Origin of the sequence: Myxococcus sp. AS-1-15 (genome assembly GCF_020037055.1) — a bacterium.
Taxonomy (GTDB): Bacteria; Myxococcota; Myxococcia; order Myxococcales; family Myxococcaceae; genus Myxococcus; species Myxococcus fulvus.
In genome coordinates, this window is the sequence record NZ_JAIQDF010000002.1 from 694425 (window position 1) to 709122 (window position 14698).

The 14698-nt window shown below is 72.2% G+C and carries 12 protein-coding genes; 9 read left to right on the top strand and 3 right to left on the bottom strand.

Features of this window, described 5'->3' with window-relative positions:
• Positions 1-3 precede the first annotated feature (3 nt).
• The 6 genes from K8625_RS08585 (at position 4) to K8625_RS08610 (ending at position 5752) form a co-directional block, all read left to right on the top strand.
• Positions 4-408 carry a hypothetical protein gene (locus K8625_RS08585; RefSeq protein ID WP_223782394.1) on the top strand — a complete coding sequence of 135 codons (405 nt, stop codon included), beginning with the start codon at positions 4-6 and terminating at the stop codon, positions 406-408.
• On the top strand, positions 401-661 hold the full coding sequence (locus tag K8625_RS08590) for a DUF5985 family protein (RefSeq protein ID WP_223749246.1): 261 nt from the start codon (positions 401-403) through the stop codon (positions 659-661). The genes K8625_RS08585 and K8625_RS08590 overlap by 8 nt, the downstream gene beginning before the upstream one ends.
• A gap of 15 nt (positions 662-676) precedes the next feature.
• A complete protein-coding gene (locus tag K8625_RS08595; protein WP_223749247.1) occupies positions 677-943 on the top strand; it encodes a DUF5985 family protein in 267 nt (88 codons plus the stop codon).
• An 85-nt stretch (positions 944-1028) separates the two neighbouring features.
• A complete protein-coding gene (locus K8625_RS08600) occupies positions 1029-2198 on the top strand; it encodes an alkaline phosphatase PhoX (RefSeq protein WP_223749248.1) in 1170 nt (389 codons plus the stop codon).
• Between the two features lie 50 nt (positions 2199-2248).
• Positions 2249-3184 carry an aldo/keto reductase gene (locus K8625_RS08605; protein WP_223749249.1) on the top strand — a complete coding sequence of 312 codons (936 nt, stop codon included), beginning with the start codon at positions 2249-2251 and terminating at the stop codon, positions 3182-3184.
• 177 nt (positions 3185-3361) lie between these two features.
• The gene (locus tag K8625_RS08610; RefSeq protein WP_223749250.1) at positions 3362-5752 is read left to right on the top strand and encodes a GAF domain-containing protein; all 2391 of its coding nucleotides are present in this window, start codon (positions 3362-3364) and stop codon (positions 5750-5752) included.
• Here K8625_RS08610 and K8625_RS44405 read toward each other — a convergent pair.
• Positions 5721-8006, bottom strand: coding sequence for a S41 family peptidase (locus K8625_RS44405; protein ID WP_223782395.1), 2286 nt, complete (start codon positions 8004-8006; stop codon positions 5721-5723). The two genes, K8625_RS08610 and K8625_RS44405, sit on opposite strands and share 32 nt — an antisense overlap.
• A gap of 314 nt (positions 8007-8320) precedes the next feature.
• Between K8625_RS44405 and K8625_RS08620 the strand changes: the two genes are divergently transcribed.
• The 3 genes from K8625_RS08620 (at position 8321) to K8625_RS08630 (ending at position 12623) form a co-directional block, all read left to right on the top strand.
• Positions 8321-8836: a hypothetical protein gene (locus K8625_RS08620; RefSeq protein WP_223782396.1), complete on the top strand. Its 516-nt coding sequence runs from the start codon at positions 8321-8323 to the stop codon at positions 8834-8836.
• Between the two features lie 598 nt (positions 8837-9434).
• Entirely contained in the window at positions 9435-11240 is a 1806-nt protein-coding gene (locus K8625_RS08625) for a serine/threonine-protein kinase (RefSeq protein WP_223749253.1), read from the top strand.
• A 78-nt stretch (positions 11241-11318) separates the two neighbouring features.
• The gene (locus tag K8625_RS08630) at positions 11319-12623 is read left to right on the top strand and encodes an AarF/ABC1/UbiB kinase family protein (RefSeq protein ID WP_223782397.1); all 1305 of its coding nucleotides are present in this window, start codon (positions 11319-11321) and stop codon (positions 12621-12623) included.
• An 18-nt stretch (positions 12624-12641) separates the two neighbouring features.
• Here the strand turns inward: K8625_RS08630 and K8625_RS08635 are convergent, their stop codons facing one another.
• Together K8625_RS08635 and K8625_RS08640 are read right to left on the bottom strand one after the other, a co-directional pair.
• The gene (locus K8625_RS08635; protein ID WP_046710851.1) at positions 12642-13046 is read right to left on the bottom strand and encodes a response regulator; all 405 of its coding nucleotides are present in this window, start codon (positions 13044-13046) and stop codon (positions 12642-12644) included.
• Positions 13047-13249: 203 nt separating this feature from the next.
• Positions 13250-14482, bottom strand: coding sequence for a sensor histidine kinase (locus tag K8625_RS08640; RefSeq protein WP_223782398.1), 1233 nt, complete (start codon positions 14480-14482; stop codon positions 13250-13252).
• Positions 14483-14698: the final 216 nt, after the last annotated feature.

A 14698-nucleotide genomic window follows, 5' to 3' on the forward strand; every position in this document is an offset into this window, starting at 1 on the left:
CCTGTGAGCGACGCCGGACTTCCGCCGCGGGTCCAGCGCTTCATCACGACGCACATCGACTCCCTGGAGAAGCTGGAGGTGCTCCTCCTGCTTCGAGCCCAGCCGGGGCGGGAGTGGACCGCGTCATCGGTGAGCCTGGAGCTGCGCATCACAGAACCTTCCGCCGCCGCGAGGCTGGCGGACCTCACCGCGAGGAGCCTGCTGGTGAGCGACGGCGGACGTGTGCCCGTCTATCGCTTCAGTCCGGCGAGCTCGGAGGACGTGCAGGCCGTCACGGAGCTGGCGGCGGTGTACGGTGCGCGCCGGGTGAGTGTCATCTCCTTCATCTTCTCCCGGCCCCTGGACAAGGTCCGGGGCTTCGCGGAGGCCTTCGTGCTGAAGAAGGACAAGGACGGCGACCATGGCTGAAGCGGTCTACATCCTCTGTGCCTTGACGAGCATGGCGTGCGCGGTGCTGCTCCTGCGCGCATGGAAGCGCAGCCAGTCACGGCTCCTGCTGTGGAGCGGGCTGTGCTTCGTGGGCATGGCGGTCAACAACGTCCTGTTGTTCGTGGACCTGGTGGTCCTGCCGACGACGATTGATTTGTACCTGCCCCGCCAGCTCACCACCCTGGCCAGCGTCTCCGTCCTGCTGTACGGCCTCATCTGGGACGGCTCGTAGCGAGAGGAACCCCCCATGTTCCACTCCATGCTCAATGGCGCGGTGGCGATGGCGTGGCTGGCCTGCGCGCTGTTCTTCCTGCGCTTCTGGAAGCAGTCGCACGACCGGCTGTTCGCCTTCTTCGCGCTGTCGTTCGCGGTGCTCGGGGTGAACTCGGTGGTGGCCGCGCTCATCGACGTGCAGGACGAGCGGCGCTACTACATCTACGTGGCCCGGCTTGTCGCCTTCCTCATCATCCTCTACGCCATCTGGGACAAGAATCGCGAGAGTCGACGCGGCTGATGTGTCCTGACGCGCACCCGTCCTCCGCGTTCAGTGGTGGGGCGGCGCGCGGGTGGTTCTCCTTCCCGGTACAGGAGAACCACGCATGCGGCTCGGTCGTCGCGACTTCCTTCGTCTCTCCGCGCTCGGGGGGAGCGCGCTCGCCTTCGGCCCCGGGTTCTGGAAGGCCGCCTACGCGGCCCCGGCCCAGGCGGGCCCCGGTCCCTACGGCGCCATCTCCGGCTCGCCCGACGCCAACGGCCTGAGGCTGCCGGCGGGCTTCACCTCCCGCATCGTGGCGCGCTCGGGACAACCGGTGGGGCCCACCGGTTACGTCTGGCATCCGGCGCCGGACGGGGGGGCCTGCTTCGCGCGGCCGGAGGGTGGCTACGTCTATGTGTCCAACAGCGAGGCCATCTCCGGCGGCGCGAGCGCGGTGCGCTTCGACGCGGGCGGCCGGGTGCTGGCGGCCTATCGAATCCTCGCGGGCACGCGGCTGAACTGCGCGGGCGGGCCCACGCCGTGGGGCACGTGGCTGTCGTGCGAGGAGCACCCGACGGGTTGGGTGTGGGAGTGCAACCCGGCGAGGCCGTCGCAGGGCGTGGAGCGGCCGGCGCTCGGCGCGTTCCCGCACGAGGCGGTGGCGGTGGACCCGGTGGGCCAGCGGCTGTACCTGACGGAGGACCAGCCCGAGGGGCGGCTGTACCGCTTCACGCCGTCCGTGTGGCCCCGATTGTCGGAGGGCACGCTGGAGGCCGCGAAGGTGTCGGGCGACGCGCTGGCGGGTGAGGCCCGGCTGTCGTGGGTGCGGTGCTCGCCGGAGAAGTCCGTGTCGCGTCAGCCGGACGTCGCGGCGCGCACGACGGTGTTCGAGGGCGGCGAGGGCTGCTGGTACGACGGCGGCACCGTCTACTTCACCACCAAGGGAGACAACCGCGTGTGGGCGCACACGCCGGCGACGGGGAGGCTGGAGGTCATCTACGCGGCGTCGCTCCTGCCGCTCGCGCCGCTGACGGGCGTGGACAACGTGGTGGTGTCGCGCTCGGGGGACCTGTTCGTCGCCGAGGACGGCGGCACCATGGACCTGTGTCTCATCACCCCGGGACCCCAGCGCGTGGTGTCGTCGTTCCTCCGGCTGAGGGGACACTCGGGCTCGGAGCTCACCGGGCCGGCCTTCAGCCCGGATGGGCGGCGGCTGTACTTCAGCTCGCAGCGCGGCACCTCGAACTCCATCAACGCCGGTGTCACGTTCGAGGTGTCCGGTCCCTTCCGCTGAAGCCGGCGCGCGGCTTGACGACGCGGGAGGGCTCTTGCAGATACGGGGTCATGTCCACGCTCCCTTCCTTCTCGCCCCGCCGCGCGCTGGGCCGCACCGGCTTCGTCGCCACGGCGGTGGGCATCGGTGACATCGCCGACCGCTCGACGCCCCGCGAGGTGCTCGTCGCCACGCTCACGCGCGCGCTGGACGCGGGGCTGAACGTCATCGACACCGCGCCCAACTACGAGGAGGGCCTGAGCGAGGAGGTGGTGGGAGAGGCGCTGCGCGGCCGGCGCGAGGGCGTGTTCCTCATCGACAAGGTGGACGTGCTCGACGCGCCGGTGGGGCCCCAGGTCGCGGCGAGCCTGAAGCGGCTGGGGCACGCGCACGTGGACCTGTTCGTCTTCCATGCCGTGTCGGAGCTGTCCGCGTGGGAGGCGCTCGCCGCGCCGGGTGGGGGACTGGCGCAGCTGGGCGAGTGCGTGCGCGCGGGACAGGCGCGCTTCCGGGGCATCTCCAGCCATCATCCGGAGGTGCTGCGCCGGGCGGTGCTGTCCGGGCTGTGTGACGTGGTGATGTTCCCCCTGGGGCCCTTCGTGGACGCGCGCTACGTGGAGGACGTGCTGCCGCTGGCGCGCTCGCGCGGCGTGGGCGTGGTGTCGTTCAAGACGTTCGGCGCGGGCAAGCTCCTGGGCGACACGGAGGGCTATGGCCGGCCGCTGGAGTCGCGGCCCCGGGGCAAGGTGGGCTCGGGTGGACGTGAGGACCGGGAGGCGCCGCTGCTGCCGCACCTGGGCGTGGAGGAGTGCGTGCGCTACACGCTGACGTTGGACCCGGACGTCATGTTGATGGGGATGAGCCACCCCAACGAGCAGGACGCGGCGCTCGCGGCGGCCCACGCGTGGCGTCCGCTCACGCCCGAGGCGCTGGAGGACGTGCGCGTGCGCGCGCGCCGGGCCATCGACGGCAAGGGCGCCGTGTGGTGGAACCCGACCGCGGCTTGAGTCGAAGACCCCGAGTCATTTCGCCTGAAACACACCCCGGGCGTGGGGGGTGTGGCCATTCAACGTCTGGCGGGTCTGGGATTGGACAGTCCTCCCGTCCGCGGAGGTGGGCGGCATTGTTGCGGGCGTCGGGACGCTCTTAGCTGCGGGCTTCACCGCGCTCTCGGGGTCGCCTTCATGTCCGCCGAGCCGAACCCACTCGACGACCTTCCTGGCGACACCGCCGGGACACCGCGAGGCGCCGCGGCGACAGGGCCTCGCGCCGAGCCCGCGTCCTCCGAGTCCGCGCGGCTGGCCTTCCTGTATCGCGCGGGTGAGGCGCTGGGGGCCTCGCTGGAGTGGCGCACGGTGTTGCGGCGGCTGGCGGAGCTGGTGGTGCCGGAGCTGGCGGACTGGTGCGCGGTGGACGTGCTGGGGGACGACGGCCGCGTGGAGCGCGTGGCCGCGGCGCATCGGGAGCCGGGGCGGGTGGCGCTGGTGCACGAGCTGTTCCGCCTGCGTCCGGTGGACCTGACGATGTCGGACGTCATCGCGCAGACGCTGCGCACCGGTGTCGCGTCGCGGATGGAGGCCGTGTCGGAGCGGGCCTGGGAGCGCGAGGTGGCGCTGGGCGCGCGGGTGGGGATGGTGTTGCCGCTGGTGGCGCGCGGCCGGGTGTTGGGGGCGATGTCGCTGCTGCGCGGTGACGCGGCGGCGGGCTTCACGGAGCAGGACCTGGAGGTGGCGCGGGAGCTGGGGCGGCGCGCGAGCCTCTCCATGGAGAACGCGCTGTTGTACGAGGAGGCCCGGGTCTCCCAGGCGCTCTCCGCGCGACTGCAGACGGTGACGGCGGCGCTGTCCCGGGCGGCCACCGCGGAGGACGTGGCCCGGGTGCTGGTGCATGACGGGCTGGAGGCCTCGGGCGCGGCGCGTGGCACGGTGATGAGCCTGACGGACGAGGGCTTCATCCACTTCATCGGCGCGTTCGGCTATTCGCGGGAGTTCAGGGCCGCGCTGGAGGGGAAGCGTCCGCTGGTGGTGCCGGTGCTGGCGCGCGCGGCCGAGCGGCGGGAGGCGCAGTGGTTCTCGCGCCTGGAGGACCTGTTGCCCCTGACGGGCATCGTCCGGCGCGAGGTGGCGGTGCTGGGGGGCGGGGCGCGCGCGGTGCTGCCGCTGCTCACGGAGCGGGGCGTGCGCGGCTTCGTGTGGCTGGCCTGGGAGGGGCAGCGCGACTTCACCGCGTCGGAGCGCTCGTTCCTGGAGGCGCTGGCCCAGCAGTGCTCGCAGGCGCTGGAGCGCGCGGTGCTGTACGGCACGCTGCGCGAGCGGGGCGAGCGGTTGCACCACGCGCTCCAGATGGGGAAGGAGGCCGAGGAGCGGCTGTTCTTCCTGCTCGAGGCGAGCCGCGCGCTGGCCGAGCACCTGGACGACGTGGAGTGGACGCTGGAGCACGTGGCGCGCGTGGCCGCCAGCAGCGTGGCGTCCAGCTGTCTGGTGGAGCTGGTGGGGCCGGATGGCACGCTGCGGTGCGTGGCGTCCGCGCACCAGGAGCCCTCGCGGGACGCGTCGGTGCTCCAGGCGCTCGGCGGAGAGGGCGCGCTGTCGCTGTCGCGCGAGTGCTTCCATTCCGGAGAGCCGCGCTTCGTGCCGGACGTGGACGCGGCGCTGTGCGAGCGATTGTCGGACAGCTCCGAGCAGCGGGCGCTGTTGCAGGCGCTCAGGCCGGCGTCGCTGTTGGTGGTGCCGGTGCGCACGCGCGGACGCACGCTGGGCGTCATCACGTTGGGGACGTCGCCGCCGCAGCGGCCGCTGGCCATGTCGGACGTGTCGATGATGGAGGAGCTGGCGCGACGCGTGGCGGTGGCGCTGGAGAACGCGTCGCTGTATCGGGACGCGCAGGCGGCGGTGCGGCTGCGCGACGAGTTCCTCTCCGTGGCGAGCCACGAGCTGAAGACGCCGTTGACGAGCCTGAAGCTCCAGCACGGGCTCATCGACCGGGCGCTGGGGCCGGACTCGCGCGAGAAGGTGGCGCCGAGGTTGTCCACGGCGATGCGGCAGGTGCAGCGGCTGGCGTCGCTGGTGGACCACCTGTTGGACGTGAGCCGTGTCTCGCTGGGGCGGCTGGCATTGGAGCCCACGGAGGTGGACCTGGGGCAGGCGGTGCGCGACGCGGTGGACCGGATGGAGGAGGTCTTCGCGGTGGCCGGGTGCACGGTGCGGGTGGAGATTCCAGAGCCGCTGCAGGGGCGGTGGGACGCGCTGCGGTTGGACCAGGTGCTGGTCAACCTGCTCACCAACGCGGCGAAGTACGGCGCGGGGCGGCCGGTGCAGGTGTCCGCCTCCGCCGAGGGCGAGGCGCGGGTGCGCCTGTCGGTGCGCGACGAGGGCATCGGCATCTCGGAGACCGACCTGCCGCGCCTGTTCGGCCGCTTCGAGCGCGCGGTGTCGGAGCGCCACTACGGTGGGCTGGGGCTGGGGCTCTACATCAGCCGGCAGATCGTGGAGGCCATGGGCGGGAGCATCGAGGTGGAGAGCCGCGAGGGCGTGGGCTCCGTCTTCACCGTGCTGTTGCCTCGTTCAGCAGGCTGAGGGCGCGCTCGAGCACCTCGTCGCGTCCGGCGCGCAGGCCCTCGAGGGTGGGGTGGACCTCCACGTCGGGGCGCAGGCCCACGCCCTGGACCGGCTGGCCGTCGGGTGTCTCGAAGCGCTGACCGGTGAAGAGGACGCAGAGAGCGCCGGGGAGGCAGACGTTGGTGGTGTCACCCACGGCGCCCGCGGTGGCGCTGCCCACGAGGCGTGCGCCGGACGCGGCGCGCAGCATCATCGCGGTGTATTCGCCCTGGCTCAGCGTCCGCGCGTCGACCAGGAGGATGACGTGTCCTCGGTAGAGGGGACCGTTGTTGGGTGGGAGCAGGGTGGGGAAGCGCTCCTCCAGGCGCTCTCCGGCGGAGAGCCGGGGGCGGGAGATGAGCGCGGACGTCGTGGCGCCGCGCGTGTTGAGTCGCGGCGCGAGCGCCCAGGCGCTGCCCTGGGGATAGCCGCGCAGGTCGAGCACCAGGCCCCGCGTGTCCTTCATGGCGGTGAGCATGGGGTCCACGGACTCGGCGCGCAGCCTGCGCAGGTCCACGTAGCCGATGCCGCCGCTCAGCATCTTCCAGGGGGCGTCGTCGCGGGGTGGGGGACGCAGGAACGGGAGGAAGTCGCGTGAGCGCGGCAGGCGTGACTCCTTGAGGCGGCCGTCGGAGCCCTGGAGCATGACCTCGACGTGCTTGCCGTCCGCGCCCGCGAGCAACAGGCTGGCGACGCGCTCGGCCCTCGCGGCGTCGTGTGAGGCACCGAGGAGGGAGGTGAGTCGCCGCGCGTGCAGGGCGACGGGCTCCTGGTCCACGGCGACCACCTCGTCGCCCACGTGGATGCCGGCGGCGCGGGTGACCTCGGGCGCGGGCAGCTCCGTCACGATGAAGCGCCCCTGCACGGGCCGCAGGACGACGGGCGCGGTGGCCTCGGCGAGAGAGCGCAGCGGCTGGCCCTGCTCCGCGACGAAGATGTGTCCGTCGTGGACGCGCGCGGCCAGGGTGTAGAGGACCTGTGTGTAGGCGCGAGCGTCCGCCGCCGCGCGAGCCTGACCGAGGAACGTGGGCAGGACGGCGTCCCAGTCCCGCAGGGCTTTCGGGTCGGGATGAAAGAAGCGCATCACGTTCCAGAACCGGATGACGGCGAGCAGCCGATGCGGTTCCGGTGGATACCCCGGGTGCTCGTACATGGCCTCGGCGCTGATGATGGGGAGCGCGGAGGCGGACCTCGATGGGGCTGCGCTCGCGCGAGTCCGCGTCCCCGACGTGCCCGAGCGCACCCGTTGGAGCGCGTCCTGGAGCGCGGGCCCCGAGTCACCCTCGTCCGCCTCCACCGGCACGGTGACGTCCGCGGACAGTCCCGAGGCGCCGGAGGCGAACACGAGCTCCGAGGCGCGCACCACCGCGCGATATCCCCCGGGCAGCGGCAGCGTGCGAGTCCTCACGGCGGAGGACTCGTCGAGCCCACCCTGCGCGATGACTCGCGTGCGAGGCGTGGACATCAGCGCGAGCACCAGCGGCGTCAGCGGCGTCCGCGCGTTGACGAGCAGCGCCACCGAGCGCTTCGGCGTCCCGGACACCGGCGTGAAGCTCCGCGCGAGCCGCGTCTCGACGGACGCGCTGTATCCCCCGGAGCTGGGCCCCCACTGCACGGGATGGCCCGAGTACACACGGAAGCGCTCCGCGGGCGCCGTCAGCTCCTCCGCCACCAGCGAGCGCTCCAGGAAGCCGAGCGCCATCTCCGCCCACGCGGCCGCGTCATCCCCACTCATGCGCAGGTCGATGACCACGCGGCGAGCTCGCGCGAGCTCCGGCTCCAGCGCGCTCATCGCGGGATACAGCGCGTCGACATTCGCGAAGGTTCGGTCCAGGTCCAGCACCAGCGCGTCACCCACCCAGCGCGACAGCGGCCCAGGTGCCGTGCTCGTGGCCACCACCGGCCCATCCCGCACGACCCGGGTGAGCGGGTCCTCGAGCGTGCGCAGCATGCCGCCCACTGTCGCGGCGAGCGCCTCGGGGGTGCTCGCCGCGAGCGCACCGGGCAGCGCGGCGAGGAGCGCCGCATCCCAATCGACCGCGCCCGTCGCGAGCGCCGGATGCGCGTACTTCACCTCGCCCCAGACGCGCCCCAGCGCCGCGGCGTTCTCCAGCGCGGGCGCGACGCTCGCACCCGGTCCACCCGGCTCCGCGCCCGCTCCGACCCCCGCGCCGAGCAGCACCGTCAACACCCCGACACCGAGTGTCCAGCTCGGCACCCGTCGGATTCTCACGTGCTCCACAACCACCTCCGATGACGGCCCCGCCCGCTCGACACCACCCTCACGGAAAAGTTCCCGAGCGAACCGCTCCGAGGCGTCTGCCGGCGCCCTCATCGAGGCTCCGCGTTCAAGCGCGTCCACGCCTGGTGAAGCGCGTGGCCGGGGGCGTGGGTGCCGGGTCTTCTTCGCGTGGTGGAAGTGCTCGCGGGGAGCAGTCGTCTACAAGGGCTGGCTCCCTCGCTCCAGGCGTGTGGCCCGGCCATGCTCATGGCTCCGAGGTCTCGCGCGGCGCTCGACACCCGTACACCTGGAACTGGAGAACGTTCATGCGACGTCTGAACCTCATTGCGACTCCCTCTCTCGTGGTGGCCCTGTGCGCGTTGCTCGCGAGCGGATGCGGTGGCTCACCCGGGCCCGACGCGGAGCCGTCCACCGGCGCGCCCCAGTCCGGCGGCCTGGAGGGTGCGCCCGGCACCGACGAGGGCGAGGCCGCGGGAGCCGACTCCGATGATCCGTTCCACCCGCTCAACGCGGGCAAGGTCACCCTCTGCCACATCCCGCCGGGCAACCCCGACAACGCGCACTCCATCACCGTGGGCCTGGCCGCCGTGAAGGCCCACGTCAAGCACGGCGACACGCTGGGCGCCTGTGACAGCGAGCCCGACGCGGGCACGGGTGGTGAGCCCGACGCGGGCACCGGCGGTGAGCCCGACGCGGGCACCGGCGGCGAGCCCGATGCCGGCTCCTGCCAGCCCGTCGAGGCGCCCTGTGGCGAAGGCGCTGCCTGCTGCTCGGGCCTGGCCTGCTCGACCGACGGCTACTGCGAGCCCATCATCGGCTGATGAACAGGGCCCACCGGCCCTCCCGAAGACGACGCCTCACCCAGACCCCTCCGGCGGCGCCCCCGTGGCTCCGCCCGAGGGGTCTTCCTGTTTCCGGGGAGCCACGCCCCTCGGTTCATCCTCATCACATCTTTTGACTCAAGGAACCCGACCCCCTGCGTCTTCCCTTCAGGGGGGCGGCGAGACAGGGAAGGCGTGAAACGTGTTCCACAAAACATGGGAGTGAGACGGAGAGAAAAGGAATCCCAGAAACCCAACCGCGCATTGCGAGCCGAGCGGTAAAGTTTTCAACCGAATGGCTGTAGTTTCTGCGGAGAGAGCAGGGGAGACTTCCAGCAATGAGGGCGCGTTCCTCCCTCACTGTCCGGAACCTGAAGTCACACGACTCCTTTCGCATGAAGCGCCGGTGCCAGCGCGGTTGAATCGAGGGTGGCACACGACTCGCAACCCGTCTTCCGAATCACCCTGTCCCCGCGTCCCCAATCGCCCCGTGTTCGTCCAGAACGTCATCTGCTCCTGCGTGCCTCCGCACTCCGACCCCAGTGAGTGTCCGACCTGGGTGCGTCCTCACCGGCACACGCCGGCGGAAGGGAACACGATGTTGTACGCGGGGACGCCGCCGCCGCCCGTCCGGGTGGAGACGCTGACGCCGGTCCCCACGCCCGTGCCGGGCTCGTTGGTGGGGCACCAGCTGGGGCACTTCAAGCTGCTGAAGGAGCTGGGCCGCGGCGGCATGGGCACGGTGATGCTGGCCGAGCACGCCCTCATCCAGAAGCGCGTGGCCATCAAGGTGCTGCACTCGCACCTGGCGCAGGACCCGGACCTGGTGGCCCGCTTCCTGTCGGAGGCGCGCACGCTGACGGTGGTGCAGCACGAGAACGTCGTCGCGCTCTACGACTTGGACACGCGCGACGGCCGTCCCTACCTGGTGATGGAGTACCTGGAGGGGCAGAGCCTGGCGGCCTTCGCCAAGGAGCCGCTGCCGCCCGCGCTGGTGGTGGACCTGCTCTCCCAGGTGTGTGACGCGCTGGGCGCGGCGCACGCGCACGGCATCGTCCACCGTGACTTGAAGCCGGCCAACGTCTTCCTGGTGCCGGGGCCGCAGGGCCGCCAGCGCGTGAAGCTCCTGGACTTCGGCATCGCCAAGCTGCTGTCGCGCCCGGCGGGCGTGCACACCACGGAGGTGGGCGTGCTGCTGGGGACGCCGGAGTTCATGGCCCCCGAACAGTGCGGCGACGAAGTGGTGGACGCGCGCACGGACCTCTACGCGGTGGGCGTGCTGGGCTACTTCCTGCTCACCGGACGCGTGCCCTTCGCGGGCCGCACCGCGGCGGAGGTGCTCATCGGCCACCTCCAGAAGCCGCCGGTGCCGCCGCACGAGGTGCGCCCGGACGTGCCCAGGACGCTGTCGCGCGTGCTCCTGCGCGCCTTGGCCAAGCGCCCCGCGGACCGCTTCGCCCAGGCCTCGGACCTGCGCGCCGCGCTCGCCACCGCGCTCGTGCCCGAGCCGGAGCCCGCGGCGCCCGGCTTCACCGCCCGGGTGCGCATGGCGGGCGCGCCGCACTCGCACGAGCTGTCGTGCGAGTGGGTGGGCCGCGCCGGCCTCTTCCTGCACACGCCCGCCGCGCCGCCGCCGCTGCTCTCCGACGTGGGGCTCCTGCTGCGGCTGCCCGGCGGCGAACTCGCCTGCACCGGCCAGGTGGTGCGCCACGTGACGGAGGAGCAGGCCAGGGCCTGGCGCATGTCGCCGGGCTTCGGCGTGCAGCTTCGCGACACGTCCCCCGCCTTCCAGGAGGCGCTCGCCCGGCTGAAGTCCGGCGTGCGCCTGGAGCCGCCCACGCCGCCGCCGTCCCCCATGCGCGAGGACGCCGAGGCGGAGCGCGTGCTCCAGGGCTTCCGCAACCGGATGTCCGGGGACCACTACGCCGTGCTGGAGGTCCCCCGGGACGCCACGCCGGAGACCCTGCGCGTGGGCGCCCAGCGCGCCCGCACGGCGCTCGAGCCCCTCAAGGCGCGCAACCTGTCCCTGGGGCAGCGCGCCCAGCTCGAGCGGGTGGGGGAGCGGGTGGCCGCGGCGCTGCATGTGCTGGGGCACGTGGAGCGCCGGGCGGAGTACGACGCGCGCCTGGGCAACGTGGAGGGCGTGGAGCGCTGCCTCGCCGCGGGCCTCACCGCCACGGCGCTGGAGAACTGCCGCCGCCGCTTCCTCGCCGAGTTCCCCGGCCGCGACGGCCGCGCCGCGGTGCAGCGGCTGTCCGGTGACGCGCTGTCCTCGGTGGGCCGGCTGCAGGAGGCGCTCGCCGCCTACGAGCAGGCGGTGCGCATGGACCCGCTGGATCTGGAAGGGCTCAAGCGCTGGCGCATGCTCCGGGCCCGGCTGCGCAACACGCCCACGCCCCGGTAGGCGGGCGGGCGGGCGCCAGGGGTGGACCGCCGTTCCTTGCGTCCCGGGGTGGGCTCCTTGTTAATCCACCCTGGACCCATGGCCTCCGACTCCGACGACTCGCTTCCACCCCAAGGGCGCTTCACCCGGCTGCGCAAGCTGGCGGGCCTCTCCATGCAGGTGGGCACCGACGTGCTCAAGAGCAGCGCGAAGCGCCTGACGGGCGGCACGCCGGAACTGCTCAGCAGGAACGCCGCGGAGAAGCTCGTCTCCACCCTGGGGGAGCTCAAGGGCGCGGCCATGAAGCTGGGCCAGGCGCTCTCCATGGACCCGGACCTGCTCACCCCCGAGGTGCGCCAGGTCCTCGCCCGCCTGCAGAACCAGGCCCCTTCCATGTCCTACGACATGGTGTCGCGCGTGGTGCGCGAGGAGCTGGGCTGTCCCCCCGAGGAGGCCTTCCGCGAGTTCAGCCGCGAGCCCCTGGCCGCCGCCTCCCTGGGCCAGGTGCACCGCGCGGTGCTCGCGGACGGGCGCCCCGTGGCGGTGAAGGTGCAGTACCCGGGCATCGCCGAGTCGCTGACGCACGACATGGAGAACCTGGGCCTCGTCGTGAAGACGATGTCCAAGGCCTCGCGGCTGATGGACGGCTCGGCGTACTTCCAGGAGTTCCGCGACGAGCTGCTGCTGGAGCTGGACTACCGGCGCGAGGCGGAGCTCGCCCGGGGCTTCGCCAGGAGCGTGGCCCGGCTGGAGGACCTCCACGTCCCCGGCGTCGTCGACAGCCACAGCGCCGGGCGCGTGCTGACCATGGAGCTGCTGGAGGGCCTGACGCTCAAGGACTGGGTGACGAAGGAGTCCTCCAACGAGGAGCGCTTCCGCGTGTCGCGCCAGCTCATCCGCGCCACGTACGGGCCCTTCTTCGGCGCGGGTGAAATCCACGCGGACCCGCACCCGGGCAACTTCATGGTGATGCCGGACGGGCGCCTGGGCCTGCTCGACTTCGGCTCCATCAAGCGCTTCAGCCCGCGCTTCGTGGACGCCAACCGGCGCATGTTCCAGCAGTCCCTGAAGCTGGAGCCCTTCGACGTGCTGCGGCTGAGCCTGGAGGTGGGCTTCACCGTGGAGCTGCCCGGCGACGAGGCCGCGGACCTCATCCGCGAGGTGCTGCACATCGCCGGCAGGCCCATGCACACCACCCCGTACGACTACACGTCCTGCGAAATCCCCCGCGACATGCGCAACCACTTCACGCGCAACGCGGCCCGCTTCCTCAAAATCAAGCCGCCGCCGGAGGCGGTGATGTTCTTCCGCTCCACGGGGGGGCTGGCGCAGAACCTGCGGCTCATCGGCGCCCGCGGGGACTTCCGCGGCGTCTTCCTGGAGATGGCGGAGCTGCTCGGCTGAGAGGAGCCCGCGCGCGTGCTACGGCGCGGACGAGGCCGCCTGGCCGCGGCCCTTGGCGTGGATGGCGTGGAGCCTCCGCGCCAGCTCCTCGCCCTGGGTGCTCTTGGTGATGTAGCCGTCCGCGCCGGACTCCAGCGCCAGCTTGCGCAGCTGCGCCTCGTCCGACGCGGAGAAGAGCACGAAGCGCGTGCCCGCCGGGGCCTGCCCCCGCGCCAACGTCAGCACCCGGTCCCCGGTGAGGGCCGGGATGTTCACGTCCAGCAGCACCAGGTCCGGCATCGTCGTGCGCACCAGGTTGGACACGCCCAACGAGGAGCGGTGGGTGCGCACATCGAACCCGTACGCCGACAGCGAGCGCTCCGCGAGCGTGAGCTGCTCCTGGTCGTCATCCACCACCAGCACTCGGATTTTCATCTCCGACATGACTCCTCCCCCTCATGGGCGCCCGACGCCCACCGGATGTCGCCACCAGGCCGGGTGGCCTACGGATTATCACCTAGCCGAGGGCCGCCTGTCGCCCCCTTGCGCCCTCGCGAAGTCGCCCTTCGCGCCGCCGTGACAGGACGTGGTGGGTGGACCGGGTGTACCTCCACCCGCCCCGTCCACCCCGGCCGGGGCCCCGTGTCTCAGCCGGAGCGGTACTCGGAGGCCCGGCCGCCCCGGCCCGTGGCCGTCCGCCTGAGCGAGGGGAGGGTGAGGGTGAAGACGGCGCCGCCCTCCGGGCGGTTGGACGCGACCAGGGTGCCGCGTGCCCGCGCCACCACCTCGTGCGCCATGGAGAGGCCCAGGCCCGTGCCGTGCTGGCCCTTCGTGGTGAAGAAGGGCTGGAAGATGGAGAGCAGGTGCTGCTCGGGGATGCCCGTGCCCTCGTCCTCCACGGTGATGACGACCTGGCCCGCCGAGGTCTGGTGGCCGCGCACGCGCAGGGTGCCGCCCCGGGGCATGGCGTCGCGTCCGTTGCGCAGCAGGTTGAGGAACACGCAGCGCAGGTCCGCCGCGGAGCTCTCCACCAGCGGCATCCGGGGCACGTCCACGTCCAGGTGCAGGCTCAGCCCCTCGCGCGCGGCCCGCGACTCCAGCTCCCCCCGGGCTATCTCCACCGCGTCACGCACCACGTCGGCCAGCTGCACCGGCTCCACCGGAGACTCGGGCTTCTGCCGCGCGAAGTCGCGCAGCCGCGACAGCCGCGTCGTCGCGTCCGCCACGATTCGCAACAGCGTGTCCACGTGGGCCGGCGTCTCCTGCTCACCCTGCTTGCCAGGGCGGGTCTGGAGCAGCTCCAGCCGCAGCTTCATGGCCACCAGCAGGCTGCTCAGATCATGGGCGATTCCCGAGGCCTGCTCACTGAGCATGCGCAGGTGCTCGCGCTCCGCCAGGGCGCGGCGCTCCTTCTCCAGCGCCTCCTCCTGACGCGCCTGCTCGGTGATGTCCCGGGCGAGCACCAGGACGACCCTGGGCGCCAGGTCCGCGCGGACATGCCGGACGCCCACCTCCAATTGCTGATGCCCCCCCGCGTAGGTGTAGCGCGAGATGCGGGCCAGCTCCTCCGGCGTCGAGTCCAGCGCCCGCACCTCCGCGGCCACGACGCTGCGCAGCGTCAGCAGGGCGGGCCCCTCCTCCTGTCCGCGCTCTGTCAAACGCCGCCACGGACCCCGGGCCAGTGTGAGGGATTGCCAGCGCAGGTTGACATACAGCGCCGCATCCCCTCGGAGCAGGGCCACCGCGCCGGCAATGCCTTCCAGGGCCGGCGAGTGTCGGGAGGGCGTCAGGGGCTCGTCCTCGAAGTCGGGCCCGTGTGTCTTGTTCACCTTTTCGAGGAGGGCCGCCAGCTCATGCTCGGTCGACGACGCGGGTGACATGCGTTGAGCTGTAACCCAGGGCGCGGCACGCGGCAAGGGAGGGTCCCCCGCCCTCACGGAGCCCCAGCCCGCACGGGTATGTCTGATGTGGACTGTACTGCCATTCCCCCGTGCGCCGACTGCGAAAGACTGACATACGGATGGGTGCCCGACATGGACAGCATCCCTGGATGGAGGCTCCGCACGCCAGTGAATGGCTTACCTTGAACAGTCCCT